The sequence below is a fragment of the Streptomyces apocyni genome (assembly GCF_009739465.1).
Lineage (GTDB): Bacteria > Actinomycetota > Actinomycetes > Streptomycetales > Streptomycetaceae > Streptomyces > Streptomyces apocyni.
This window is the reverse complement of record NZ_WHOM01000044.1, coordinates 187,320-212,231: the sequence shown is the minus strand read 5'-3', so window position 1 is coordinate 212,231 and position 24,912 is coordinate 187,320. Positions and strand designations below refer to the sequence as shown.

The following is a 24,912-nucleotide window of genomic DNA, read 5'->3' as shown; positions in this document are numbered from 1 at the left end:
GCATCCGGAGCGAGGGCTCCCGGTCGTGGGTGCGATCGGCCGCACACCCGTCTGGGTGCGCACGTTCGACCTTGAGGCGGTCGTTCAGAAACATATCCCTGTCATATCTCGACAGCTTTCGAAATGCGCCCCTGTTGTGCGCCCCTGACAGGACTAGCGTCCTGGGGCCATGGGACACCTGGACCACGCCGCCTTCGGCTGGCTGACACCCGCACTGTCGTACGTCATGGCGTGCATCGGCGCCGCTCTCGGGCTGCGCTGCACAGTGCGCGCACTCGCCGCCACCGGAAGGTCACGCCGTAACTGGCTGATCACCGCGGCCTCCGCGATCGGCACCGGCATCTGGACCATGCACTTCGTGGCCATGCTCGGCTTCGGCGTCAGCGGCACGGACATCCGCTACGACGTACCGCTCACCCTGCTGAGCCTGCTCGTCGCGATGCTGGTCGTCGGCGGTGGCGTCTTCGCCGTCGGCTACGGCGCGGGCCGCAACCGCGCACTGGTACTTGGCGGACTCACCACCGGGCTCGGCGTCGCGAGCATGCACTACCTGGGCATGGCGGCCCTGCGGCTGCACGGCCACGTGACGTACGACCCCGTACTGGTCGGCCTCTCGGTGGTGATCGCCGTAGTCGCCGCGACCGCGGCACTCTGGGCGGCCCTGAACATCAAGTCACCCGTCGCGGTCGGCATCGCCTCGCTCGTCATGGGCTGCGCGGTGAGCAGCATGCACTACACCGGAATGATCGCGGTGAGTGTGCGGGTCGAGCCCTCCAGCGCGGCCCTGGCCGGGGCCACGGCGATGCAGTTCATCTTCCCCCTCGCCGTCGGCCTCGGCTCCTACCTCTTCCTGACCTCGGCTTTTGTCGCGCTCTCGCCCACGGCGGGGGAACGCGAGGCCTCCGCCTCCGCACAGCGGCCGACCGCGAGCGCCGTCCGTTAGCGGCGCCACCCGCCTCCAGCCACGCGCCTCGCGCTCCCCGCCACCCGTCTCCCGCCACGCGACCCGCTACGCCCCGAACCCGTTTCGAGACCGGATGGAACCGACGGAACCCATGTCACCCACGCCACCGACACGCGGCCGCCGCGCCCACGCGGGCCCGGCCGCCGAAGAACAGCCCGAAACGGAGACACCCCCGCGGCCCCCGGCGGGTACGCCCGGCCAGCGGTGGCGGCTGCGCCCCCGGACCGTACGCGCCAAGATCGTCTCCTTGCTGATGGTGCCCGTCGTCTCGCTGTTGGGCCTGTGGGGCTTCGCCACCGTGAACACCGCCCAGGACGTGTCGCGGCTACGGGAGTTGCGGCGGGTCGACGAGCAGGTACGCGCCCCCATCGCCGAAGCGGTCGCCGCGCTCCAGGCCGAGCGCGCCGCCGCCGTGCGCTACGCCGCCGATCCGGACAAGGCCAGCGGCCAGACCCTGAAGAGCCGTGCCGAGGAACTGAAGAAGCTGGCCCAGGGCACCGACCGTGCTGTGGACGAACTCCGCCTCGGCCAGAAGCACACCGTCGCCGACAGCGGCGACCTCCCGGCGGGTGTGGCGGGCAGGCTCGAGTCCTTCGTCTCGGGGGTCCAGCGGCTGGAGCCTTTGCGCGCCAGTGTGCTGGACCGTGGCACCGGCTGGGACGAGACCTACAGCCAGTACACCAAGGCCATCCAGACGGCCTTCGGCGTCGGCGGCGCCCTCACCGGCATCCAGGACGCCGAACTGGGCTCCGACACGCGCGTGCTGCTCGAGTTCTCCCGCGCCGGTGAACTCCTCGCGCGCCAGGACGCCCTGCTGGCCACCGCCAGGCCGGGCGACCCCATCGACGGCGAACGGCTGCACAGGTTCATCGGCACCGCCGAGGCCCGGCGGACCATGACCGAGGCGGCCGTACAGGACCTGCGTGGCCCCGACCGGACTGCCTGGCGGGACCTGGAGCGGTCCCGCGCCTACCGGGCTGTGCGCACCCTGGAGGACAAGGTCCTCGCCGCGTCGTCCACGAGCAAGGGCGCCGACGTGTTCAAAGGCGGCGGCTGGGACAAGGCGTACCCGACCGTACGGGACGAGCTGCGCGCGATCGAGGCCGACGCCGCGCGCGGAGCGGCGGACCGGGCCGACCCCCTGACCCGCGGGGTGCTGACCTTGGCGGGTGCCGCGGTCCTCCTCGGACTGCTCTCCGTCGCGGCCTCGCTGGTGATCTCCGTACGCATCGGACGCGCCCTGGTCGTCGAACTGATCAGCCTGCGCAACAGCGCCCTGGAAATCGCCAGGCACAAACTCCCGCAGGCCATGCGCCGGTTGCGGGCGGGCGAAGAGCTCGACATCCAGGCCGAGGCCCCACCCGGTCCACGCGCCGACGACGAGACGGGCCAGGTCTCCGAAGCGCTCGGCACCGTGCACCGCGCGGCCCTGCACGCGGCGGTCGAGCGCGCCGAACTCGCCAGCGGCATCTCCGGGGTCTTCGTCAACCTCGCCCGGCGCAGCCAGGTCCTGGTCCACCGCCAGCTCAACCTGCTCGACTCCATGGAACGCAGGTCCGACGACCCGAACGAACTCAGCGACCTCTTCCGGCTTGACCACCTCACGACCCGGATGCGGCGCCACGCTGAGAGCCTGATCATCCTCTCCGGGGCCGCGCCCGGTCGCGCCTGGCGGTTGCCGGTCTCCCTGACCGACGTCGTACGTGCCGCGGTCTCCGAGGTCGAGGACTACGCGCGCGTGGAGGTACGCCAGCTCCCCGAGGCCGCCGTCACCGGTGCTGCCGTCGCCGACCTCACCCATCTGCTCGCCGAACTCGTGGAGAACGCAGCCCAGTTCTCGCCGCCGCACACCAAGGTGCGGGTTTCCGGAGAGCCGGTCGGCAACGGCTACGCCCTGGAGGTCGAGGACCGCGGCCTCGGGATGGGCAAGGAGCGGCTCGCCGAGGCCAACCGGCGGATCGAGCAGTCCGAGACCCTGGACCTCTTCGACAGCGACCGCCTCGGCCTGTTCGTCGTCAGCAGGCTGGCCGCGCGGCACAACGTCAAGGTCCATCTGCGCACCTCACCGTACGGCGGCACGACCGTGGTCGTCCTGCTGCCCACCGCGTTGCTGCAGGGGGCTGTGACCGAGGGCCCCGCAGCCGCGCGGGAGCGGCTGGAGGCGGCCGCCCCACGGCAGCACGCGCGGCTGGCCGCGGCGGGCGCCCCACGGGCGGGCGGAAGCGGCCCCGTGCACGGTGGCCCCCCGCGCAGTGGTCCGGCGCACGAAGGCCCCGTACACGGAGGCCCCGTACACGAAGGTCCCGTACACGGTGGCCAAGCACATGGCGGCCAAGCACACGCTGGCCTGGCGTTTGGTGGTCCAGCCAACGCCAGCCGTACGCACAGCGATTCCGCGCCCCCACCGGCCCTCAGCCCGGCACGCGCCTCGTCCGACGAGCCCACGGCCGTACCACCCGGAGTCACCCCCCTCAGGCCGCACACCCGCTCCCACGAGGCCATCGCCGGGAACGCCGCCGACCAGGCAGGCGAGGCTCCCCTAGGCACCGTGGCCGACGACGGCGACAGCCACAGCGACAGCGAACTCCCGCGCCGGGTACGCCAGACCCACCTGGCACCCCAACTGCGCGCCGAGCGCCCCGCCGACCAGCCCCCCGACCACGCACCGGACGCGGTGGAGCGTACCCCCGAACAGGTCAGAGACCAGATGGCCGCCTATCGCGCCGGGTGGGCGCGTGGCGGAGGCCGCCCCTCGGGCGCCCCAGGGACCCTGCCGGGCCGTGACAGCAACGAAGGAGACCACGCGTGATCAAGAATCCGAGCGTCGGCAACGCCCACCGTTCCGGGGAACTCGACTGGCTCCTTGACGACCTGGTACTGCGCGTCGCCGAGGTACGCCACGCCGTGGTGCTCTCCAACGACGGGCTCGCGGTCGGCGCCTCCAGCGCGCTGCGCCGCGAGGACGCCGAGCACCTGGCCGCCGTCGCCTCGGGCTTCCACAGCCTGGCCAAGGGCGCCGGGCGCCACTTCGGCGCCGGGGGCGTGCGCCAGACGATGGTCGAGCTGGACGACGGCTTCCTGTTCGTCGCCGCCGCGGGCGACGGCTCCTGCCTCGCCGTACTGACCGTCGCCAGCGCCGACATCGGGCTGATCGCGTACGAGATGGCCCGGCTGGTGAAGCGCGTCGGGGAACACCTCTACACACCGCCGCGGTTCGCCACCCAGCCCCCCGACGCCGGATGACGTCGGTGGCATCGCACGATGACCGGGTTGCCCCGGATGACAGAAGGGGGCGGCGCAGCCTCATGAACACCCACCGCGGCATCGAAGACTCCGACCGCCCGCACCCGGGCAGTCAGTGGTACGACTCAGAGGCCGGGCCGCTGGTCCGCCCCTACGCGATGACGGGCGGCCGCACCAGCGCGGGCCCGACCGCGGCGCACTTCGACCTGATCGCCCTCGTACGCCTGGACCCCACCGCCCCCGACACGACGCGCGACAGCTCACTCGGCCCCGAACACCGGCTGCTCATCGACCTGTGCCGGGGCGAGACCCAGTCGGTCGCGGAGCTGTCCGCGGGCGCGGATCTGCCCGTGGGGGTGGTACGCGTCCTCCTCGGCGACCTGCTGAATCTGGCCTGCATCAAGGTGAGCCGCCCGGTGCCGCCCGCCCAGCTACCTGACGAACGCATCCTGAGAGAAGTGATCAATGGGCTCCGAGCGCTCTGACAGCGCGGGCGACGAAACGACCGCCCTGGCGCTGAAAATCCTCGTCGCTGGCGGCTTCGGGGTCGGCAAGACGACCCTCGTGGGCGCGGTCAGCGAGATCCGGCCGCTGCGCACCGAGGAACAGCTCAGCGAACTGGGCCAGTCGGTGGACGACATCGGCCAGGTGGAGCGGAAGACCACCACGACGGTCGCCATGGACTTCGGCCGGATCACCATCAGGGACGGGCTGTCCCTGTACCTCTTCGGGACGCCGGGCCAGGACCGCTTCTGGTTTCTGTGGGACGAGCTGTTGCAGGGGTCGCTCGGCGCTGTGGTCCTCGCGGACACCCGGCGTCTGGAGGACTGCTTCCCCGCGGTGGACTACTTCGAGCACCGGAGTATCCCGTTCGTGGTGGCCGTCAACTGCTTCCCGGGGACGCGCACGTACGGCGCTCAGGAGGTGTCGCGTGCCCTCGACCTCGACCAGGGAACGCCGGTCGTGCTGTGTGACGCGCGCGAGCGGGAGTCGGGAAAGGAGGTGCTGATCCGCTTGGTCGAGTACGCCGGGCGGATGCACACCGCCCGGCTGCTCGACACGGTGGGCTGAGAGGCCGGAGAGCCCGTCAGATCCGGTCTCGGCCCTCAGTCCGCGATACCGGATCGGGCGAGCACCTTGTCGATGGTGACGCGGACGAGGAGTTCTCCGGGCACGCCGTTACGGGCCCCGAACTCCTCGGCGCGCTCCGCGCCCATATAGCGGGCCGCGATCCGGGTCGCCGCGTCACGCACCTGGGCGAGGTCGTCGATTAGCTTGGCCCGGCCCTGGATGACCACGAACGCGAACGGCGGCCGGTCGTCGTCTACGCACAGGGCGATCCGCCCGTCACGAGCGAGGTTACGGCCCTTCACCGTGGCCGCGCCGGTGTTGAAGACGAGGTGGTCGCCGTCGAGCAGGAACCAGATCGGGGCGATATGCGGGGAGCCGTCGGCCCGGACGGTGGAGAGCTTGCCGGTCCGGGTCCCGTGCGAGACAAAGGCCCGCCATGCGTCATCGGTCATCTTCTGCGCCATGGCCCCCATCATGCCTGCCCGGACGACGTGCCTGGCCTCCAGGCGAGGACCGGGCGAGTCACCTCTGACCTGCGATGACAGGCGCGGTTCCAGAGTTATCCACAGGCCCGAGCGGAGCAAGGCCCTTCCGCGCTACGGTCTTCACCGAGAGTAACCACCACCTCACGGGGGAGGCCCTCATGGTCGGAAACACCCAGGTCCGTACGGCTGACGACGCGTTGGCCGGTGCGGCACCGACAGCCGAGAAGTCGTACGCGCTTGGCCGGGCGGCGCGGGAGCTGCACCTGCGGCGCGGGGAGTGCGAACTGGGGATTCAGCTCGGTCATATCCGCACCGTCCCGGGCCCGGAGCCTGGCACGCGCCGGGTCGCGGGCCCGGAGATCGAACGACTACGGAGCGCCGAAGGATTCCCCGAGACCCTGCGCGAGCGCGTCAGGACGGTGGGGACCACCGAGGGCGCCGGACTGCTCGCCATTCCGACGGGCCGCTTCACCCGTCTGGCCAGGGCGGGTCTGCTGGTCCCCACGCGCTTCTACCTCAACCGCTACCGCGCGGTGGTCTGGCTCTACCTCGCGGACGACTTGCGGGAGTTCGCCCAGGAGCACCGCCCCCTGCTGACCGGCACCGCGCCGGAGCCCATTCGGCAGCGCCTGGAGGCGGGCGCGGACGTGCGGGCTCGCAACTGGCGTGGCAGACGCCGCGACCTGCTGGCCCGTCAGACCGGTGACGCGTGGGAGCGGGCGGCTGTCACCGCGTCGGTGCTGGACCCGGCGCAGGTGGCCGAGGCCGTGCCGGACCCGTACGAGCGTGCCTACCTGCGGCGGATCGGTCCGCCGCCGTACCGCGCATCCGGGGCGCCCGAGGCGCTCTCCGCGCAGGTCATCGAACGGGTCCTCGTCGCGGACGACCCGGACGAGATCCAGTGGCTGCACACGACACTCAGCCAGGACCTGGACCAGGCCAGGAGGGAACGGCCCGCGCCGCGCCTCCAGGGGGCCCGCCCGCTGCTGACAGCCGCCTCACCGCCTGATCCACCGCCTGACCCCCGGGCTGATTCACGTGCTGATCCACGTGCTGTCCCGCCGACTGTCCCCAAGGCGGCCTCGGCCGCCGTGGATGGTCCAGGGCCACCGACTGCCCGGGGACCGCTGGGATGGTTGCGACGGCGACGGAACGCGGGCAAGGGCGAGGCATCCGGGTGCCGTGCGCGCGCCGTCGGCAGGGCCTCCCCGAACACCAGGCAGGAGGTTCCTACGTTGACGGAATGACAGTCAGATCACCTGCCCGCGCCGCCGTGATGGGCACGGCGTCCCTCGTCGTCGGCGCACTGCTCCTGGTCCCGGCCGCACCCGCGGTGGCCACCGCCGAGCCACGGCCACCAAAACCGATGGCCGCCGACTCCCCACTCCTGGACCGCGAGGGGACACAGGTCCGGCCGCGGCGAGGGGCACCCGAGCTGCCCGGGGGAGTGTCCGCCCTGTCCTGGCTGGTGGCCGACGCCGACACCGGCGAGGTGCTGGCCGCCCGCGACGCACACCGGCAGTTGCCACCGGCCAGCACCCTGAAGGCGCTCTTCGCCCTCACCGCGCTGCCCAACGTGCCTGGTGAGCTACGGCACCGAGTGACCGAGGAGGAGCTGGCCGGGGTCGGGGACGGCAGCAGCCTGGTCGGGATCATTCCGGGGCGCACCTACCGCGCGGCGGATCTGTGGCGGGGCGTGTTCCTGAGCTCGGGCAACGACGCGGTGCATGTGCTGGCGGAGATGAACGGAGGCTGGAAGCACACCGCGGCGCGGATGACCGCCAAAGCCAAGGAGCTGGGCGCCCGTAACACGCGGGTGGTGTCGCCGGACGGCTATGACGCACCGGGTCAGGTCTCCTCGGCGTACGACCTGGCCGTCTTCGGCCGCGCCGGGCTGCGCGAGGAGGAGTTCGTCGAGTACTCCGGTACCGCCGTGGCCAAGTTCCCCGGCGACGGCTGGTCCTACGACATCCAGAACACCAACCGCCTGCTCACCGGCGCCGACGGGGTGGGGACCTATCCGGGGATCATCGGGGTCAAGAACGGCTACACCTCCCGCGCGGGACACACCCTGATCGCCGCGGCTCGCCGCGAGGACCGCACCCTCGTGGTCTCGGTGATGAACCCGCAGGCGGGCGGCGGCCGCGCCGTGTACGCGGAGGCCAGGGCGCTGCTCGACTGGGGCTTCGCCGCAGCGGGGCGAGTGAGTCCCGTGGGGTCCTTGGAACCACCGCCAGCACCGGCCCCGAAGGCGGGCCCCGAGGCCGCGGCTCGGTCCGCGGCCGCGCGAGAGGAGGAGAAGGGAGGCAGCGGCGGTGTGTGGCCAGCTGTTGGCGCGCTCGCGGGGGTGCTCTGCGTTGCGGCGGCCGTGGCCGTGCCGCTGTGGCGCGCACGGCGTGGCGCGTTTGGGAGGGGGTGAGCGGGTTTTCCCGGCCTCGCCCGCTGGGAAGGACCACAGTATGACCGAACGCAAGCCGCCGAGTGTCAGCTACGAGTCATGGGTCGACAAGCAGATCCGCGAGGCGGAACAGCGCGGCGACTTCACGGAGCTGCCGGGCTTTGGGAAGCCGCTCGCTGATCTCGAGGCGCCGTATGACGAGACGTGGTGGATCAAGCGGAAGATGCACCGCGAGGGCATGTCCGTGCTCCCCCCGACGCTCGCCCTGCGCAAGGAGGCCGAGGACGCTCTGGCCGCCGCCGAGCAAGCCCCGTCGGAGCGCGTGGCCCGCCAGCTGCTGACGGAGGTCAACGAGAAGATCCGCGCCGCGCTCGCCCGGCCGCTGCCCGGCCCGCCGCTCGGCCTGACCCCGTTCGACGTCGAGCGGCTCCTCGCCGAGTGGCGCGCACGCCGGGAGCCGTAGGCAGGGAGTCATAGGCAGGGGGCGTAGGCGGGAGTCGTCGGGCGGTCTGGTCACGCGGGGCGGAAGAGGCCCTCCTGGACGACGGATACCAGCAGGCGTCCCTCGCGGTCGTAGATGCGGCCGCGAGCCAGTCCTCGGCCGCCCGTCGCGATGGGGGATTCCTGGTCGTACAGGAACCACTCATCGGCCCGGAACGGCCGGTGGAACCACATCGCGTGGTCCAGGGACGCCATGTCGAAGCCGCGCTGCCCCCACAGGGGCTCGATCGGAATGCGGACCGCGTCGAGCAGGGTCATGTCGCTGGCGTAGGTCAGCGCGCAGGTGTGGATGAGCGGGTCGTCGCCCAGCGGCCCGACCGCCCGCATCCACACGGCGCTGCGCGGCTCCGCGTCCTTGACCTCGTCCGAGGTCCAGCGCAGTCGGTCCACGTAGCGCAGGTCGAAGGGCTGACGGCGAGCCATCTGCTCCAACTGTTCTGGCAGCGCGCCCAGATGCTCGCGGATCTCGTCGACGACTTTCGGCAGCGACTCGGGGTCGGGGGCGTCCAGTCGCGGCGGCAGCTGGTGCTCGAAGGTGCCCTCCTCCGGCTGGTGGTAGGACGCGGTGAGATTGAAGATGGTGCGGCCTTGCTGGACCGCGGTCACCCGGCGCGTGGTGAAGGAACGCCCGTCCCGCACCCGCTCGACCTGGTACACGATGGGCACGCCGGGGCGGCCGGGCCGCAGGAAGTACGCGTGCAGCGAGTGCACCGGGCGGTCCCCGTCGGTGGTCCGGCCCGCGGCGACCAGGGCCTGGCCCGCGACCTGCCCGCCGAAGACCCGTTGCAGGGATTCGTTCGGGCTGCGGCCACGGAAGATATTGACCTCGATCTGCTCCAGATCGAGCAGGTCGACGAGTCTCTCGGCGGGGTTCGGCGCGGGCTGGGTCTCGGAATCCGTCATCGCTGCTCCTAGCTGGTCTTGGTGTCGAGGCGCGGGACGTGCGCGGGACGTGTACGGAAAGGTCAGAGCTGGCCGACGTCCGTCACCCGGACGACGGCGAGGCCCTCGGCGTCCGACGCCACCAGGTCGACCTCCGCGCTGATACCCCAGTCATGGTCGCCGTTCGGGTCGGCGAAGGTCTGCCGTACGCGCCACAGCCCGTCCTCCGGGTGCTCCTCGATCCGCAGCAGCTTCGGGCCCCGCGCGTCCGGCCCGGTGGCCAGGTCCTCGTACTCGTCCCAGTACGCGTCCATCGCCTCGCCCCACCGCTCCGCGTCCCAGCCGGACTCGGCGTCCAGTTCGCCCAGCTGCGCGACCTGGTCAAGCGCCGCGAGCTCGACCCGCCGGAACATGGCGTTGCGCACCAGGACCCGGAACGCCCGGGCGTTGGCGGTGACCGGCTTGACCTGGTCAGCCTTCTCCTGGGCCTCCTCGGCCGTCATCACCTCGGGGTTGGCGAGCTGCTCCCACTCGTCCAGCAGGCTGGAGTCGACCTGCCGGACCATCTCACCCAGCCAGGCGATCAGATCCTGGAGGTCCTCGGACTTGAGGTCGTCCGGGACGGTGTGCTCAAGGGCCTTGTAGGCGCTGGCGAGATACCGCAGCACGATGCCCTCGGTGCGCGCCAGCTCGTAGTACGAGGTGAACTCCGTGAAGGTCAGCGCCCGCTCGTACATATCGCGGATCACCGACTTCGGCGACAGCGGATGGTCGCCGACCCACGGGTGGCTGTGGCGGTACAGGTCGTACGCGTGGAAGAGCAGTTCCTCCAGCGGCTTGGGATACGTGATGTCCTGGAGCCGCTCCATCCGCTCCTCGTACTCGACGCCGTCCGCCTTCATCGCGCCGACGGCCTCGCCGCGCGCCTTGTTCTGCTGGGCCGCCAGGATCTGCCGCGGATCGTCCAGGGTGGACTCCACGACGGACACCATGTCCAGGGCGTACGACGGTGACTCGGGCTCCAGCAGGTCGAAGGCGGCCAGTGCGAAGGTGGACAGCGGCTGGTTGAGCGCGAAGTCCTGCTGCAGATCGACCGTGAGACGGACGATCCGGCCTTCGGCGTCCGGCGTGTCCAGCTTTTCGACGACGCCTCCGTCGAGCAGCGAGCGGTAGATCGCGATGGCACGGCGGATGTGCCGCAGCTGGTTGCGGCGCGGCTCGTGGTTGTCCTCAAGCAGCCTGCGCATCGCGACGAAGGCGTTGCCCGGGCGGGCGATCACCGCGAGCAGCATGGTGTGGGTGACCCGGAAGCGGGACGTCAGCGGCTCCGGCTCGGCGCCGATCAGCTTCTCGAAGGTGCTCTCGGACCATCCGACGAACCCCTCGGGGGCCTTCTTACGCACCACCTTGCGGCGCTTCTTCGGGTCGTCGCCCGCCTTGGCCAGGGCCTTCTCGTTCTCGATCACATGCTCGGGCGCCTGGGCGACCACCAGTCCCGCCGTGTCGAACCCCGCACGCCCGGCACGCCCGGCGATCTGGTGGAACTCGCGAGCCCGCAGCACCCGCACGCGGTTGCCGTCGTACTTCGCCAGAGCCGTGAACAGCACCGTACGGATCGGGACGTTGACGCCGACGCCGAGGGTGTCCGTACCGCAGATGACCTTCAGCAGACCGGCCTGGGCCAGCTTCTCCACCAGCCGACGGTACTTGGGCAGCATGCCCGCGTGGTGCACGCCGATACCGTGCCGTACATAACGGGAGAGGTTGCGGCCGAACTTGGTAGTGAACCGGAAGTTACCGATCAGGTCGGCGATCTGCTCCTTCTCGGCCTTGCTGCACATGTTGATGCTCATCAGCGACTGGGCCCGCTCCACGGCCTGCGCCTGCGTGAAGTGCACGATGTAGACCGGCGCCTGCTTGGTCTCAAGCAGCTCGGTCAGGGTCTCGGTGATCGGGGTCAGCCGGTACTCGTACGACAGCGGGACCGGGCGCGTCGCGGAGCGCACCACCGACGTCTCCCGGCCGGTGCGGCGCGTGAGGTCCTGCTCGAACATCGAGACATCGCCGAGCGTCGCCGACATCAGGATGAACTGTGCCTGCGGCAGCTCCAGGATGGGGATCTGCCAGGCCCAGCCGCGGTCCTGCTCCGCGTAGAAGTGGAACTCGTCCATCACGACCTGGCCGATGTCGGCGTCCTTGCCGTCCCGCAGCGCGATGGAGGCCAGGACCTCGGCGGTGCAGCAGATCACGGGCGCGTCGGAGTTCACCGACGCGTCGCCGGTCAGCATGCCGACGTTCTCGGTGCCGAAGAGCTTGCACAGGTCGAAGAACTTCTCCGACACCAGGGCCTTGATCGGCGCCGTATAGAAGGTGACCTTGTCCTGCGCCAGTGCCGTGAAGTGCGCCCCCGCCGCGACCAGGCTCTTGCCCGAGCCGGTCGGCGTGGACAGGATGACGTTGGCCCCGGAGACCACCTCGATCAGCGCCTCCTCCTGGGCCGGGTAGAGGGCGATGCCCTGAGACTCCGTCCACGTCGAGAACGCCTCGAAGAGGGCGTCGGGGTCGGCGGTCGTCGGCAGCTGATCGATAAGGGTCACCCCCCTATCTTGCCTGTCGGTCCGGCCGATCAGGGAACCGGCCGTCGGCACGAAGATCACAAGCGCTACGCTGTGCCGTCGACTGGGCCTTGGGGCAGGCGCAACTGGGCCGCGAAGTACGAGGAATAGGGCGGGCAACGGCCATGATGGGTCCAGCACACTCACTGTCGGGAGCAGCCGCCTGGCTGGGGGTGGGAGCCATCGTGGCCGCCACGGGCCACGATATGCCCTGGCCCGTGCTGGTCGTCGGCGCGCTGATCTGCGCGGGCGCCGCGCTGGCGCCCGACCTGGACCAGAAGTCGGCGACGATCTCCACGTCCTTCGGTCCCCTGTCGCGGACCTTGGCCGTGTTTATCGACAAGCTCTCCACCAGCGTCTACAAGGCGACCCGGAAGCCCGGCGACCCGGTCCGCCGCGGCGGGCACCGTACGCTCACCCACACCGCGGTCTGGGCGCTGCTGCTCGGCGCGGGGTTCTCCGTCGCCGCCATGACCGGCGACCGCTGGGCGGTGCTCGGCATTCTCTTCGTTCATGTGACGCTGGCCATCGAGGGCCTGATGTGGCGTGCCACCCGCGGTACGTCCGCTTCGGTCCTGGTGTGGCTGCTGGCCGCGACCAGCGCCTGGATTCTCGCCGGGGTACTGGACAAGGCGGGCAACGGCTCCGACTGGTTCGTCACCGGCACCGCGCCAGAGTACGCCTGGCTCGGTCTGCCGATCCTGCTCGGCGCGATGGTGCACAACATCGGCGACGGGCTCACCGTCTCCGGCTGCCCCATCCTGTGGCCGCTGCCGATCGGCCGCAGGCGCTGGTACCCGGTGGGCACCCCGCGCATCATGCGGTTCCGTGCGGGCAGCTGGGTCGAGGTCAAGATCCTGATGCCGACGTTCATGGTGCTCGGAGGAGCATGCGGAGTGCTGGCGCTCAACCTGTTCTGAGCCCGGCGGTAGGTGCACGGCGCTGGCCCTCAACCTCAACCTCAAGCAGAGGGTGAGGGTGAGGGCCAGCGCCGTTCCGTCAGACTCATCAGACTCACCCGTGCCAGGACCGCCAGAGCGCCGCGTACGCACCATCCGCCGCCACCAGTTCGTCATGGCTGCCCAGCTCGCTGATCCGGCCCTGCTCGACCACCGCGATCACATCCGCGTCATGCGCGGTATGCAGCCGGTGCGCGATCGCGACCACGGTGCGCCCTTCGAGTACTCCGGCCAGCGAGCGCTCCAGATGGCGCGCCGCCCGAGGGTCGAGCAGCGAGGTCGCCTCGTCCAGGACGAGCGTGTGCGGATCGGCGAGTACGAGCCTGGCCAGGGCGATCTGCTGGGCCTGGGCCGGAGTGAGGGCGACGCCACCCGAGCCGACCTCGGTGTCCAGGCCGTCGTCCAGGGCCCGCGCCCAGCCGTCCGCGTCCACCGCGCCGAGCGCTGCCCACAGCTCGGCGTCCTCGGCGCCCGCCCGGGCCAGCAGCAGGTTGTCGCGTAGCGCCCCCACGAAGACGTGGTGCTCCTGGTTGACCAGGGCCACCTCCTCACGTACGCGCTCCGCGGGCATCTCGGACAGCTCAGCGGCCCCCAGCGTCACCCGGCCGGTCCGCGGCGCGTAGATCCCCGCGAGCAGCCGCCCCAGCGTGGACTTGCCCGCACCGGACGGCCCGACCAGCGCCATCCGCGTACCGGGCGGGACCCGCAGGGACACCTCACGCAGTACGTCAACGCCCGCGCGGTACCCGAAGTGCACAGCGTCGGCCTGCACCTCGCGCCCCTCGGGCGCCAAGGACGCGTCGCCCGCGTCCGGCTCGATCTCCCGGACACCGACGAGCCGGGCCAACGACACGGTGGCTACTTGTAGTTCGTCGTACCAGCGCAGCACCATTCCGACGGGGTCGACCAGCATCTGCGAGATCAGTGCGGCCGTGGTGAGCTGGCCGACGCCGATCCAGCCCTGCAGGACGAACACGCCACCGATCATCAGCACCGAGCCAAGCACCGTCACATGGGTGAGGTTGACGACCGGGAACAGTACGGACCGCAGCGACAGCGTGTACCGCTCCCAGGACGTCCACTCCTTGATCCGCTGGTCCGACAGCGCGACCCGGCGCGCGCCGAGCCGGTGCGCCTCCACGGTGCGTCCGGCGTCCACGGTCTCGGCGAGCGCGGCGGCCACGGCCGCGTACCCCGCGGCCTCCGACCGGTACGCGCCGGGCGCCCGCTTGAAGTACCAGCGGCACCCGGCCACCAGCAGCGGAACCGCGAGCAGCACGGCGGGTGCCAGCGGCGGCGCGGTGACGACAAGACCGCCGAGCAGCAGGGCGATCCACACCACGCCGATCGTCAGCTGCGGCACCGCCTCGCGCATCGCGTTCGCCAGCCGGTCGATGTCGGTCGTGATCCGCGACAGCAGATCACCCGTACCGGCCCGCTCCAGCACGCCGGGCGGCAACGCCACGGACCGTACGAGAAAGTCCTCGCGCAGATCCGCCAGCATCTGCTCGCCGAGCATCGCACCGCGCAGCCGGACCAGCCGGACGAAGAACGCCTGGACGACCAGCGCGAGCGCGAACAGCGCCACGGAGCGCTCCAGATGAAGGTCCGACGTGCCATCGGCCGCTTTCTCGACGAGCGGGCCGAGGAGCGAAGGCCCGACCATCGACGCGACCACGGCGACCACGTTGACCCCGATGAGCACCAGGAAGGAGCGGCGGTGCCGCCGCAACAGCTCGCCTACGTAGGCCCGTACGGTCGCCGGGCCGCCCACTGGCAGGGTGGTCGCGGACTTGGGGGCCGCCGGATCGTATTCCGGTGGCGCCACGCCGATCATGCCGTCTCCTCGATGTCGTAGGCGTCGTCGAACGTGATACGCAGTTCGCTGGTGTACGCCGATCCGTTGCCGTTGCCGTTGCCGTTGGTGTCGGCCGTTTCAGGGGTGTCGGCGGCGGCTCGCTCCGTGGCGGCCTGCTCCGCCTCGGTCTCGCGGGTGACCACCGCCCGGTACCGCGCGTGTGTGCGCACGAGTTCGCGGTGGGTGCCGGTCGCCGCGACCTCGCCCTCATGGACGAGAACGACCCGCTCCGCGCGGTCGAGCAGCAGCGGCGACGAGGAGAACACCACGGTCGTACGTCCCTTGCGCAGCGCCCGCACCCCCTCGGCGACCCGCGCCTCCGTGTGCGAGTCGACGGCCGATGTCGGCTCGTCGAGCACCAGCACCTCGGGGTCGGTCACCAGCGAGCGGGCCAGCGCCAGGCGCTGACGCTGGCCACCGGACAGCGAGCGGCCGCGCTCGGTGATCGGCGCCTCCATGGGATCGTCGTCCACCGCGGCCTGGCTGAGGGCGTCCAGCACGTCGGCGCACTCGGCCGCGGCCAGCGCCTCCCGCGCGGACACCTGGCCCGATGCCGGTACGTCCAGGAGCTCCCGGAGCGTCCCGGACAGCAGCACCGGGTCCTTGTCCTGGACCAGTACGGCGCTCCGGGCCGCGTCCAACGGCAGTTCGTCCAGGGCGACACCGCCGAGCAGCGCGGACGGCACGGGCTCCGCGTGCTCCTCGAGCGCGGCATGCCCGCCGAGCCGCTCGGCGAGGCGGCCCGCCTCGTCCGGGTCGCCGCAGACCACGGCGGTGAACCGCCCGGAGGGCGCCAGCAGTCCGGTGGTCGGGTCGTACAGGTCACCACGCGGTTCCGTAGCCGCCTCCTGGGCGCCGCCCTCGTTCCCGTACGACGGTCGCTCCAGGGACAGCACCCGGGCGGCGCGGGCGGCCGACGGCCGGGAGAAGGAGTACGCCATCGCGATCTCCTCGAAGTGCCGCAACGGATAGGACAGCAGCATCACCGCGCTGTAGACGGCGACCAGTTCACCGAGCGAGATCCGGCCATCGCGCACCAGACTGACGCCGTACCAGACCACGGTGATCAGCAGCAGGCCAGGCAGCAGCACCTGGATCGCGGAAATGAGTGACCACATGCCAGCACTGCGGACGGCTGCCTTACGCACCTCCTGTGAGGCCCGCTGATAACGGCTCAGGAACAGCTCCTCGCCGCCGATGCCACGCAGCACCCGCAGCCCCGCGACGGTGTCCGAGGCCAACTCGGTGGCCTTGCCCGCCTTTCCACGCTGGATGTCCGCGAGCCCGGCCGCCCTCGGCAGCAACGGCAGCGCACCAAGCGCCAGCAGGGGTACGCCCACGGCGACCACGACACCGAGCGAGGGCTGGTACACGGTGAGTCCCACACAGACCAGCACGACCGTGACAGCCGCGGCGGCGAACCGCGACAGCGCCTCGACGAACCAGCCGATCTTCTCCACGTCCCCGGTGGACACCGCGATCACCTCACCCGCGGCGACCCGACGGGTCAGCGCCGCGCCGAGCAGCGCCGTCCTGCGGGCCAGCAGTTGCTGGACGCGGGCCGACGCGGTGATCCAGTTGGTGACGGCCGTACGGTGCAGCATCGTGTCGCCGAGCGCGATGGCGAGCCCGCTCAGCACGATCAGCCCGCCCGCCAGCGCCAGCCGCCTGCCGGAGCCGTCCACGACGGCCTGCACGGCGAAGCCGACGCAGAACGGCAGCGCCATCACGGCGGAGAAGTGCAGCAGTCCCCAGCCCAGCGACTTGAACTGCCCAGCCAGCTGATTCCGCGCGAGCCACAGCAGGAACTTCATGCCTGACCGGGTGTCGGGCACTCCCGGATCGGCGTACGGAAGGTGACGGATCTGCATGACATCCCAGGGCTCGGTGACGGCGTGTTCGGGCGGTTGTGGGGGGAAAGCGCGAAAGGGAAACCGTGCAAGGCTGGCGCTCGGCCCAGGAGGAAAGCAAACGGTTTTTCCGTTTCCGGACAGCGCACAGAGCGGATTCGGCCCGGGCCGACCGGGGGCAGCGGGCCGAGCCGGGCCGTGCGCAGGGTGCGACCATGGTCCGTATGCGGATATCCGGCACGGTGCGCTCCGTGATCGCGGCCCTCGCCTGCGGTGTGGCCCTCACCTCCTGTGGCGGCGTGGCGAGCGGCGGTTCGGACGGCGGGACAGAGCGAAGTGGGCCGTCACCACGAACAACACCAGCAACGCCGAACACCGAACCCACCCCCAAACCCACCCCCAAACCCACCCCCGAGCAGCGCACCACAGACCTCACCCGCATCCCCGACGTCGGCGACCGCCTGCACCAGCGGATACCGGACCGCTCCCGTCAGGTGCTCGCGGTCTACGGCGAGGGCGAGAACTCCGCCGACGCGACCGCCGTCCTCTACACCAAGCACGGTTCGACCTGGGACCTGACGCGCAGCTGGCCCGCCCACAACGGCAAGAAGGGCTGGACCCCCGACCATCGCGAGGACGACAACCGCAGCCCGGTAGGCGTGTTCACGCTGACCGACGCGGGCGGGGTGCTCGACGCCCCGGGTGCCCGTCTCCCGTACACCCGATCCCCGGCCTTCGCCGCCCCGCGCTCTTGGCCGAAGACGCACTGGTACGACTTCGACCTGGTCATCGCCATCGACTACAACCGTGTCAAGGGCACCCCACCCAACGACCCGACCCGGCCTGAAGGCCAGTCCAAGGGCGGCTCGATCTGGCTGCACCTGGACCACGGCAGCGGCACATCCGGCTGCGTCAGCCTCGCCAAACCAGCCATGGAATACCTGCTGCGCACTCTCGACCCGGGGCAGCACCCGGTCGTGGTGATGGGCGACAAGGCGCACCTGCGCAAAGGCTGACGTGAGGCCCGTACGCGCCCAGGGCGGTGGGGGCGCGGCGGCCGGGCGGCTGGACTCCGGCGGCGCGCGCGGACGCCCCGGGCGCATCGGGCCGCTGGCGAGAGGACGGGATCAGCGGCCCGGCACCGCGCGGAAGAGGCCGGGAGCGCGCGGTGCGTATGTCCTAGTGGACCGCATGGTTTCGGCCACCGCGAGGGCGCGCGCCTGACCGGGGTGTGCGTGCGATTCACACGGGGTGTGCGGGGCGAGCAGACGGCAGGCCCGTCCTCCGGCTTCTCCGAGCACACGCCTGGACGCGGCATCGTCGGCTACTGCTTGTGGCCGATCTGCTTGTGGCCGATCAGCGCTGGTTCTCAGCACTGCTCGGTGCCGCCAGGGCTGTCCAGCAGAGCGGACAACAGGCCACCGAACACCTCCCGTTGCTCGGTGGCCAGGGGAGCCAGGATCTCCTCCGCCGCACCCCGGCGCGCGGCGCGGAGCTTGTCCAGGGCCGCGCGGCCGGTGTCGGTGAGCTCGATCCTTATCACCCGGCGGTTGGCCGGGTCGGGTACCCGGCGCACACAGCCGCTGGCTTCCAGGCCGTCGACCAGGGTGGTCACGGCGCGCGGGACCACCTCAAGGCGCTGGGCCAGGTCCGCCATCCGGGGTGGGGCGTCGTAGTGCACGACGGTGCGCAGCAGCCGGGACTGGGCCGGAGTGAGGCCGATGCCGGACTGCTCGAGGTGGCGCTTGTGGATGCGGTGCAGCCGTCGCGTGAGCCGCAGGAGCTGCTCGGCGAGCAGGCTGTCGGGGTCGGGGGATGTCGGGCCCGTTGTCATGCCCGGAGCGTATCAGGACAGTACTCATTGTGCATATAGGTAACAATGAGCTATGCTCCCCTGGCGGTGATCGATTCCACACCCCGCAGGAGTCCCTACGTCTCACCCTTCATGCTCACGTCCTCAAGGAGCCGCCTGTGCACCCCGCTGACGCCCCCGAGTGGGTCCCGCCACCACTCGATCCCGACGAGCCCCGCCAACTGCGGCGCATCTTCGGGCTTTTCCGCCCCTATCGCGGCCGCCTGGCCGTGGTCGGCCTGCTGGTCGGCGCCTCTTCTCTGGTCTCGGTCGCCACGCCGTTCCTGCTGAAGGAGATCCTCGACACCGCGATTCCCGAGGGCAGGACCGCGCTGCTCAGCCTGCTCGCCCTCGGCATGGTCCTCGGTGCCGTGCTCACCAGCGTCTTCGGTGTCGTGCAGACGCTGATCTCCACGACGGTCGGCCAGCGCGTCATGCACGATCTGCGCACCGCGGTCTACGGTCGGCTGCAGCGCATGTCGCTCGCCTTCTTCACCCGGACCCGCACCGGGGAGGTGCAGTCCCGCATCGCCAACGACATCGGCGGCATGCAGGCGACGGTCACCTCGACGGCCACCTCGCTGGTCTCCAACCTGACGAGTGTCGTCGCCACCGTCGCCGCGATGCTGGTACTCGACTGGCGCCTCACTGTCGTCTCGCTGCTCCTGCTGCCCGTGTTCGTCTGGATCAGTCGGCGCGTGGGCCGGGAGCGCAAGCGGATCACCACCCAGCGGCAGAAGCAGATGGCGGCGATGGCCGCCACGGTCACCGAGTCGCTCTCCGTGAGTGGCATCCTGCTCGGCCGGACCATGGGCCGGTCCGACTCGCTCACCCACTCCTTCGCCACCGAGTCCGGGCGCCTGATCGACCTCGAGGTGCGCTCCAGCATGGCGGGGCGCTGGCGGATGTCTGTCATCGGCATCGTGATGGCCGCGATGCCCGCGGTCATCTACTGGGCGGCGGGCATCGCCCTCCAGATGGGTGGACCGCAGATCTCGCTGGGCACCCTGGTCGCGTTTGTCTCGCTTCAGCAGGGGCTGTTCCGGCCGACCGTCAGCCTGCTCTCCACCGGAGTGCAGATCCAGGCCTCGCTCGCGCTCTTCCAGCGCATCTTCGAGTACCTGGACCTGCCGGTCGACATCACCGAACCCGAGCGGCCCGTCCGGCTCGGCACGGTCAAGGGCGACGTCCGCTTCGAAGGCGTCGCCTTCCACTACGACGACACCAGCGGCCCGATACTCGACGCCATCGACCTGCACATCCCCGCGGGTGGCAGCCTGGCCGTCGTCGGTCCCACCGGCTCGGGCAAGTCCACCCTGAGCCATCTGGTGCCCCGGCTGTACGACGTCACCCACGGCCGCGTCACGCTCGACGGCGTGGACGTGCGCGACCTGGACTTCGACACCCTGGCCCGGTCGATCGGCGTCGTCTCGCAGGAGACCTACCTCTTCCACGCCTCGGTCGCCGAGAATCTAAGGTTCGCCAAGCCCGACGCCACCGACGAGGAGCTCTACGCGGCGGCACGCGCGGCCCAGATCCACGACCACATCGCCGCACTGCCTGACGGATACGACACGGTCGTCGGCGAGCGCGGCCACCGCTTCTCCGGAGGTGAGAAGCAGCGCCTGGCGATCGCCCGCACCATCCTGCGAGACCCGCCTGTCCTCATCCTGGACGAGGCGACCAGCGCCCTGGACACCCGTACCGAGCAGGCGGTCCAGCAGGCGATCGACACCCTGTCGGCCCACCGCACCACGCTCACCATCGCGCACCGCCTCTCCACCGTGCGCGGCGCGGACCAGATCGTCGTGCTCGACTCCGGTCGCCTAGCCGAGCGCGGCACCCACGAGGTGCTCATGGAGCAGAACGGCCGATACGCCGCGCTCGTCCGCCGAGATGCTCAACTTGAGACCGCAAAATGACGATATGCCGCGTTTATCGGTAGCCCCGCGTTAACGTGCCGACATGCAGATCAACAGTCCGCGTCAGGGCAAGATCCGGCTCACCCGCCGTGGCTGGGTGGTGCTGCTGACGACCACGGCGGTCGTGGTCGCGACGGCGGTAGCCGTGCCCCTGCTGCTCCGCGGTGAAGACGACAAGAGGCCCGAGTCCCTGCTGATCCCCGAGGGCTGGCGCAGCAACCAGGTGTACGAGGCGATCGACAAGGCCCTCGACGTACCGGCGGGCACCGCGAAGAAGGCCGCGGACAAGGCTGCGGGTAAGGAGGGCAAGGCTGGCCTGAAGCTGCCCGACGACGCCGACGGTAACCCGGAGGGGTATCTCTTCCCGGCCACGTATCCGATCGGCGGCCAGTCGACGCCTGCTTCGCTGCTCTCGTTCATGGTCAACACCGCCAACAAGAGATGGGGCGCCGACGCGGTCATCCAGGGCGCCGACCGTAACGCGGTGTCCGTGTACCAGATCGTCACCATCGCGAGCATCGTGCAGGCCGAGGCCGAGACGAAGGAGGACATGGGGAAGGTCGCCCGTGTCGTCTACAACCGGCTCGACCACGGCATGCCACTCCAGATGGATTCCACGATCAATTACGCCCTGAACCGCTCCACGCTGGACACCAGCAGGGCGGATACCAAGATCGAGAGCCCGTACAACACCTACGAGCGGTTGGGCCTTCCGCCGACCCCGATCGCCAACCCCGGTGACGACGCGGTCAAGGCGGCGCTCCATCCCACGGAGGGGGACTGGCTGTACTTTGTCACGGTGAAGCCGGGCGACACCCGCTTCACCGCGGACTACGCGGAACACCAGCGCCATGTCGACGAGTTCAACCGCAACCGCAAGTCCGAGAAGGGCACCCAGGACGCCAAGGAAGCGAGCGCGGCGTACTGACCTGTCCCGGCCGCGCCGCGCACCGGGAGCGCCCCCGGGCGTACCTCACGCCACCGACTCCGGCTCTGGCTCCCTGACCAGGCGCTCCCTGACCACGCGCTCCCGGCCCCCGTGCCGGTCCCGGTCCTGGTCGCCGTTCAGCAGGCCGCGGATGTCCCGCACCGCGGCCCGCCCGGCACGGTTGGCGCCGATGGTGCTGGCCGAAGGCCCGTATCCCACCAGGTGGACGCGGGGGTCGCGGACCGCGCGGGTGCCCTCGACCTGGATGCCGCCACCCCGTTCCCGCAGGCGCAGGGGCGCCAGGTGGTCGATCACGGCCCGGAACCCGGTGGCCCACAGAATCACGTCGGCCGCCACGCGCCGCCCGTCGGCCCACTCCACGCCGTCCGGGGTGATCCGGTCGAACAGGGGCAGCCGGTCCAGCGTCCCGTCCGCGCGTCCCTGTCGTACCGCCTCGGTCACCGGTAGCCCGGTCACCGAGACGACGCTGCGCGGCGGCAGCCCCCGCCGCACCCGCTCGTCCACCAGAGCCACGGCGGCCCGCCCCTGCTCGGCGTCGAACGGACCGTCGTGGAACACCGGTTCGCGCCGTGTCACCCAGGTCGTCTGAGCCGCGTACGGCGCGATCTCCAGCAGATGCTGTACCCCGGACGAGCCACCTCCCACCACGACGACCCGCTGCTCGGCAAACTCCCCGGGCCCCGGGTACTGCGCGGTGTGCAACTGCCGCCCCCGAAAGGTCTCCTGGCCCGGGTAGCGGGGCCAGAACGGCCGGTCCCAGGTGCCCGTCGCATTGATCAGTGCCCGGGTCGACCACGCCCCGCCGGTGGTCTCCACGAGCAGCCGCCCGCCCACGCCCTCGCGGACCGCCCGCACATCGACCGGCCGTCGCACCCGCAGATCGAAGACACGCTCATACGCGGCGAAGTACTCGCCGATCACCTCGGACGAGGGCCGCGCCTCGTCCGCCCCCGTCAGCTCCATGCCCGGCAGCGCATGCATCCCGTGCACCTTGCCGTAGGTCAGCGTTGGCCACCGGAACTGCCAGGCGCCCCCCGGCCGAGGGGAGTGGTCGAGTACGACGAAGTCGCGCCCCGGCCGGTACCCCGTACGCCGCAGATGGTGCGCGGCGGACAGCCCGGCCTGTCCGGCACCGATCACCACGACCTCGACGTCCTGTGCCGCGTCTGCTGCCCCGGTATTGTTCACGCTTCTACTAACTCGACCGGAGGCCCCGTTCTTCCCGCGTTTCTCCCGCACGCGTACGCGTACGCTGCCACCGGTGCGGCCTGGGGTCCTCCGGTGCGAAGATGACCCCATGTCCGATGCCTTCGCCACCCGCGTCCTGCACCTCACCACGGGCTCCACGGAGACGGTCGTCGACCTCACCCGCGACTGCGAGGCCTTCCTCAGGGAGGCGGCGGCCGGCCGCGACGGACTCCTGAACGTGTTCGTCCCGCACGCCACCGCCGGAATCGCGGTGATCGAAACGGGCGCGGGCAGCGATGACGACCTGCTCGCCGCCCTGCGCACCCTGCTCCCCGCCGACGACCGCTGGCACCACGACCACGGCAGCCCCGGCCACGGCCGGGACCATGTCCTCCCAGCCCTGGTGCCCCCGCACGCCACCCTCCCGGTCGTCGACGGCACCCTGGAACTCGGCACCTGGCAATCGGTCTGCTTGGTCGACACGAACAAGGACAACGCTGACCGCCAGGTCCGTCTGTCGTTCCTCGGGTAGCTCCGGTGCCGGCCCTCCGGCCGACTGCTACCCCTTCGGCCGGAACGTGCCAGGTGCGGCTGAGTTCTCCGGGGCGACAACCCATAAGGTGGGCTTATGAGGTCATAGATGCGACCCGGCTACTAGCTTAGGTTTGCCTTAGTTTAGGCTTCCCGTCGAGTCCCCCTCCCCCGCTCGAAGGGAAACCTGAACATGCCTCGCCCTCTGCGGGTAGCCATTGTCGGAGCCGGTCCCGCTGGCATCTACGCCGCCGACGCGCTGCTGAAGTCCGCAGTGGCTGACGAGCCCGGTGTGTCCATCGACCTCTTCGAGCGGATGCCGGCCCCCTTCGGGCTGATCCGCTACGGCGTCGCCCCCGACCACCCGCGCATCAAGGGCATCATCACCGCCCTGCACCAGGTGCTCGACAAGCCGCAGATCCGCCTCTTCGGCAACGTCGACTACCCGAAGGACATCAGCCTGGACGACCTGCGTGCCTTCTACGACGCCGTGATCTTCTCGACGGGCGCGACGGCCGACCGGGCGCTCGACATCCCGGGTATCGACCTCGACGGCTCGTACGGCGCGGCGGACTTCGTCTCCTGGTACGACGGGCACCCCGACGTTCCGCGGACCTGGCCGCTTGAGGCGGAGAAGGTCGCCGTCCTCGGCGTCGGCAACGTCGCGCTCGACGTGGCCCGCATCCTGGCCAAGACGGCGGACGAACTGCTGCCGACCGAGATCCCGGCGAACGTCTACGACGGCATCAAGGCCAACAAGGCCCTGGAGGTCCACGTCTTCGGCCGCCGTGGCCCGGCGCAGGCGAAGTTCAGCCCGATGGAGCTGCGGGAGCTGGACCACTCCCCGAACATCGAGGTCATCGTCGACCCCGAGGACATCGACTACGACGACGGCTCGATCGCGACCCGGCGCGGCAACAAGCAGGCCGACATGGTCGCCAAGACGCTGGAGAACTGGGCCATCCGCGACGTAGGCGACCGGCCCCACAAGCTGTTCCTGCACTTCTTCGAGTCGCCGACCGAGATCCTCGGCGAGGACGGCCAGGTCGTCGGCCTGCGCACGGAGCGCACCGAGCTGGACGGCACCGGCAACGTCAAGGGCACCGGAGAGTTCAAGGACTGGGACGTCACCGCCGTCTACCGCGCCGTCGGCTACCTCTCCGACGAGCTCCCCAAGCTGCCCTGGGACGTCACGACCGGCACGGTCCCCGACGAGGGCGGCCGGGTGATCGAGGACACCGGCGAGCACCTCCAGTCGACGTACGTCACGGGCTGGATCCGCCGCGGCCCGGTGGGTCTGATCGGCCACACCAAGGGTGACGCCAACGAGACGGTCGCCAACCTCCTGGACGACCACACCAACGGCCGCCTGCACACCCCCACTGCGCCCGACCCGGAGGCCGTGGACGCGTTCCTGGGCGAGCGGAACGTCCGCTTCACCACCTGGCAGGGCTGGTACCAGCTGGACGCCGCGGAGAAGGCCCTCGGCGAACCGCAGGGCCGCGCGCGCGTCAAGCTCGTCGAGCGCGAGGAAATGCTGAAGGCAAGCGGCGCCTGAACCCGCACCGTCGCATCGTCTGACAAGGAGTCGGCCGCGGGATGNNNCCCGCGGCCGACTCTTCGCGCCGTGCTGTTCAGAGGTTC

The 24,912-nt window shown here is 70.8% G+C and carries 21 protein-coding genes; 14 read left to right on the top strand and 7 right to left on the bottom strand.

Going from position 1 to position 24,912, the window contains the following annotated elements; genetic code table 11:
• Positions 1 to 169 precede the first annotated feature (169 nt).
• The 5 genes from GCN81_RS10040 to GCN81_RS10020 all read left to right on the top strand — a co-directional run bounded on the left by GCN81_RS10040 (position 170) and on the right by GCN81_RS10020 (position 5,278).
• Positions 170 to 943, top strand: coding sequence for an MHYT domain-containing protein (locus tag GCN81_RS10040; RefSeq protein ID WP_156723826.1), 774 nt, complete (start codon positions 170 to 172; stop codon positions 941 to 943).
• Between the two features lie 112 nt (positions 944 to 1,055).
• Positions 1,056 to 3,773 carry a sensor histidine kinase gene (locus GCN81_RS10035; protein ID WP_231626586.1) on the top strand — a complete coding sequence of 906 codons (2,718 nt, stop codon included), beginning with the start codon at positions 1,056 to 1,058 and terminating at the stop codon, positions 3,771 to 3,773.
• Positions 3,770 to 4,207, top strand: coding sequence for a roadblock/LC7 domain-containing protein (locus GCN81_RS10030; RefSeq protein WP_156723822.1), 438 nt, complete (start codon positions 3,770 to 3,772; stop codon positions 4,205 to 4,207). Before GCN81_RS10035 ends, GCN81_RS10030 begins: the two co-directional genes overlap by 4 nt.
• A gap of 62 nt (positions 4,208 to 4,269) precedes the next feature.
• The gene (locus GCN81_RS10025; protein WP_156723820.1) at positions 4,270 to 4,692 is read left to right on the top strand and encodes a DUF742 domain-containing protein; all 423 of its coding nucleotides are present in this window, start codon (positions 4,270 to 4,272) and stop codon (positions 4,690 to 4,692) included.
• A complete protein-coding gene (locus GCN81_RS10020; RefSeq protein ID WP_156723818.1) occupies positions 4,673 to 5,278 on the top strand; it encodes a GTP-binding protein in 606 nt (201 codons plus the stop codon). Before GCN81_RS10025 ends, GCN81_RS10020 begins: the two co-directional genes overlap by 20 nt.
• A 35-nt stretch (positions 5,279 to 5,313) precedes the next feature.
• Here the strand turns inward: GCN81_RS10020 and GCN81_RS10015 are convergent, their stop codons facing one another.
• Positions 5,314 to 5,742: a PPOX class F420-dependent oxidoreductase gene (locus GCN81_RS10015; RefSeq protein ID WP_156723816.1), complete on the bottom strand. Its 429-nt coding sequence runs from the start codon at positions 5,740 to 5,742 to the stop codon at positions 5,314 to 5,316.
• Between the two features lie 179 nt (positions 5,743 to 5,921).
• Between GCN81_RS10015 and GCN81_RS10010 the strand changes: the two genes are divergently transcribed.
• The 3 genes from GCN81_RS10010 to GCN81_RS10000 are packed head-to-tail and all read left to right on the top strand — an operon-like array spanning position 5,922 to position 8,624.
• Positions 5,922 to 7,010, top strand: coding sequence for a DUF6397 family protein (locus GCN81_RS10010; protein WP_197287551.1), 1,089 nt, complete (start codon positions 5,922 to 5,924; stop codon positions 7,008 to 7,010).
• Entirely contained in the window at positions 7,007 to 8,182 is a 1,176-nt protein-coding gene (locus GCN81_RS10005) for a D-alanyl-D-alanine carboxypeptidase family protein (RefSeq protein WP_156723814.1), read from the top strand. The genes GCN81_RS10010 and GCN81_RS10005 overlap by 4 nt, the downstream gene beginning before the upstream one ends.
• 40 nt (positions 8,183 to 8,222) lie before the next feature.
• Entirely contained in the window at positions 8,223 to 8,624 is a 402-nt protein-coding gene (locus GCN81_RS10000; RefSeq protein WP_156723812.1) for a DnaJ family domain-containing protein, read from the top strand.
• Between the two features lie 50 nt (positions 8,625 to 8,674).
• Here the strand turns inward: GCN81_RS10000 and GCN81_RS09995 are convergent, their stop codons facing one another.
• Together GCN81_RS09995 and GCN81_RS09990 are read right to left on the bottom strand one after the other, a co-directional pair.
• The gene (locus GCN81_RS09995; protein WP_156723810.1) at positions 8,675 to 9,565 is read right to left on the bottom strand and encodes an acyl-CoA thioesterase; all 891 of its coding nucleotides are present in this window, start codon (positions 9,563 to 9,565) and stop codon (positions 8,675 to 8,677) included.
• A 62-nt stretch (positions 9,566 to 9,627) separates the two neighbouring features.
• Positions 9,628 to 12,201, bottom strand: a complete 2,574-nt coding sequence (locus GCN81_RS09990; protein WP_156723808.1) for a DEAD/DEAH box helicase — start codon at positions 12,199 to 12,201, stop codon at positions 9,628 to 9,630.
• 83 nt (positions 12,202 to 12,284) lie between these two features.
• Here GCN81_RS09990 and GCN81_RS09985 point away from each other — a divergent pair, with 83 nt between their 5' ends.
• Positions 12,285 to 13,079 carry a metal-dependent hydrolase gene (locus tag GCN81_RS09985; protein WP_156723806.1) on the top strand — a complete coding sequence of 265 codons (795 nt, stop codon included), beginning with the start codon at positions 12,285 to 12,287 and terminating at the stop codon, positions 13,077 to 13,079.
• A gap of 94 nt (positions 13,080 to 13,173) precedes the next feature.
• Here the strand turns inward: GCN81_RS09985 and GCN81_RS09980 are convergent, their stop codons facing one another.
• Both GCN81_RS09980 and GCN81_RS09975 read right to left on the bottom strand, forming a co-directional pair.
• Positions 13,174 to 14,955, bottom strand: a complete 1,782-nt coding sequence (locus tag GCN81_RS09980) for an ABC transporter ATP-binding protein (protein WP_156723804.1) — start codon at positions 14,953 to 14,955, stop codon at positions 13,174 to 13,176.
• The gene (locus tag GCN81_RS09975; protein WP_156723802.1) at positions 14,952 to 16,847 is read right to left on the bottom strand and encodes an ABC transporter transmembrane domain-containing protein; all 1,896 of its coding nucleotides are present in this window, start codon (positions 16,845 to 16,847) and stop codon (positions 14,952 to 14,954) included. The genes GCN81_RS09980 and GCN81_RS09975 overlap by 4 nt, the downstream gene beginning before the upstream one ends.
• Positions 16,848 to 17,050: 203 nt before the next feature.
• Here GCN81_RS09975 and GCN81_RS09970 point away from each other — a divergent pair, with 203 nt between their 5' ends.
• The gene (locus tag GCN81_RS09970; protein ID WP_156723800.1) at positions 17,051 to 17,842 is read left to right on the top strand and encodes a L,D-transpeptidase family protein; all 792 of its coding nucleotides are present in this window, start codon (positions 17,051 to 17,053) and stop codon (positions 17,840 to 17,842) included.
• 353 nt (positions 17,843 to 18,195) lie between these two features.
• On the opposite strand, the gene GCN81_RS09965 is transcribed toward GCN81_RS09970, so the two are convergent.
• The gene (locus tag GCN81_RS09965) at positions 18,196 to 18,660 is read right to left on the bottom strand and encodes a MarR family winged helix-turn-helix transcriptional regulator (protein ID WP_156723798.1); all 465 of its coding nucleotides are present in this window, start codon (positions 18,658 to 18,660) and stop codon (positions 18,196 to 18,198) included.
• Positions 18,661 to 18,797: 137 nt separating this feature from the next.
• Between GCN81_RS09965 and GCN81_RS09960 the strand changes: the two genes are divergently transcribed.
• Both GCN81_RS09960 and mltG read left to right on the top strand, forming a co-directional pair.
• Positions 18,798 to 20,600 (top strand): ABC transporter ATP-binding protein, encoded by a 1,803-nt coding sequence (locus GCN81_RS09960; RefSeq protein WP_156723796.1) that lies wholly within the window; start codon positions 18,798 to 18,800, stop codon positions 20,598 to 20,600.
• 43 nt (positions 20,601 to 20,643) lie between these two features.
• Positions 20,644 to 21,528 (top strand): endolytic transglycosylase MltG, encoded by an 885-nt coding sequence (gene mltG / locus GCN81_RS09955; protein WP_156723794.1) that lies wholly within the window; start codon positions 20,644 to 20,646, stop codon positions 21,526 to 21,528.
• A gap of 45 nt (positions 21,529 to 21,573) precedes the next feature.
• Here the strand turns inward: mltG and GCN81_RS09950 are convergent, their stop codons facing one another.
• Complete coding sequence (locus tag GCN81_RS09950) at positions 21,574 to 22,737, bottom strand: NAD(P)-binding domain-containing protein (protein ID WP_231626584.1); 1,164 nt, start codon at positions 22,735 to 22,737, stop codon at positions 21,574 to 21,576.
• Between the two features lie 109 nt (positions 22,738 to 22,846).
• Between GCN81_RS09950 and GCN81_RS09945 the strand changes: the two genes are divergently transcribed.
• Together GCN81_RS09945 and GCN81_RS09940 are read left to right on the top strand one after the other, a co-directional pair.
• Positions 22,847 to 23,269, top strand: coding sequence for a secondary thiamine-phosphate synthase enzyme YjbQ (locus tag GCN81_RS09945; RefSeq protein ID WP_156723792.1), 423 nt, complete (start codon positions 22,847 to 22,849; stop codon positions 23,267 to 23,269).
• A gap of 192 nt (positions 23,270 to 23,461) precedes the next feature.
• Positions 23,462 to 24,826: an FAD-dependent oxidoreductase gene (locus GCN81_RS09940; protein ID WP_156723790.1), complete on the top strand. Its 1,365-nt coding sequence runs from the start codon at positions 23,462 to 23,464 to the stop codon at positions 24,824 to 24,826.
• The last annotated feature ends 86 nt before the right edge of the window (positions 24,827 to 24,912 follow it).

Excerpts from the sequence above, each read along its gene's own strand:
- GCN81_RS10040 (WP_156723826.1), top strand. The coding sequence starts at position 170 with ATGGGACACCTGGACCACGCCGCCTTCGGCTGGCTGACACCCGCACTG.
- GCN81_RS10035 (WP_231626586.1), top strand. The coding sequence starts at position 1,056 with ATGTCACCCACGCCACCGACACGCGGCCGCCGCGCCCACGCGGGCCCG.
- GCN81_RS10025 (WP_156723820.1), top strand. The coding sequence starts at position 4,270 with ATGAACACCCACCGCGGCATCGAAGACTCCGACCGCCCGCACCCGGGC.
- GCN81_RS10020 (WP_156723818.1), top strand. The coding sequence starts at position 4,673 with ATGGGCTCCGAGCGCTCTGACAGCGCGGGCGACGAAACGACCGCCCTG.
- GCN81_RS10015 (WP_156723816.1), bottom strand. The coding sequence starts at position 5,742 with ATGGCGCAGAAGATGACCGATGACGCATGGCGGGCCTTTGTCTCGCAC.
- GCN81_RS10010 (WP_197287551.1), top strand. The coding sequence starts at position 5,922 with ATGGTCGGAAACACCCAGGTCCGTACGGCTGACGACGCGTTGGCCGGT.
- GCN81_RS10005 (WP_156723814.1), top strand. The coding sequence starts at position 7,007 with ATGACAGTCAGATCACCTGCCCGCGCCGCCGTGATGGGCACGGCGTCC.
- GCN81_RS10000 (WP_156723812.1), top strand. The coding sequence starts at position 8,223 with ATGACCGAACGCAAGCCGCCGAGTGTCAGCTACGAGTCATGGGTCGAC.
- GCN81_RS09995 (WP_156723810.1), bottom strand. The coding sequence starts at position 9,565 with ATGACGGATTCCGAGACCCAGCCCGCGCCGAACCCCGCCGAGAGACTC.
- GCN81_RS09985 (WP_156723806.1), top strand. The coding sequence starts at position 12,285 with ATGATGGGTCCAGCACACTCACTGTCGGGAGCAGCCGCCTGGCTGGGG.
- GCN81_RS09980 (WP_156723804.1), bottom strand. The coding sequence starts at position 14,955 with ATGATCGGCGTGGCGCCACCGGAATACGATCCGGCGGCCCCCAAGTCC.
- GCN81_RS09975 (WP_156723802.1), bottom strand. The coding sequence starts at position 16,847 with ATGCAGATCCGTCACCTTCCGTACGCCGATCCGGGAGTGCCCGACACC.
- GCN81_RS09970 (WP_156723800.1), top strand. The coding sequence starts at position 17,051 with ATGCGGATATCCGGCACGGTGCGCTCCGTGATCGCGGCCCTCGCCTGC.
- GCN81_RS09965 (WP_156723798.1), bottom strand. The coding sequence starts at position 18,660 with ATGACAACGGGCCCGACATCCCCCGACCCCGACAGCCTGCTCGCCGAG.
- mltG (WP_156723794.1), top strand. The coding sequence starts at position 20,644 with ATGCAGATCAACAGTCCGCGTCAGGGCAAGATCCGGCTCACCCGCCGT.
- GCN81_RS09945 (WP_156723792.1), top strand. The coding sequence starts at position 22,847 with ATGTCCGATGCCTTCGCCACCCGCGTCCTGCACCTCACCACGGGCTCC.
- GCN81_RS09940 (WP_156723790.1), top strand. The coding sequence starts at position 23,462 with ATGCCTCGCCCTCTGCGGGTAGCCATTGTCGGAGCCGGTCCCGCTGGC.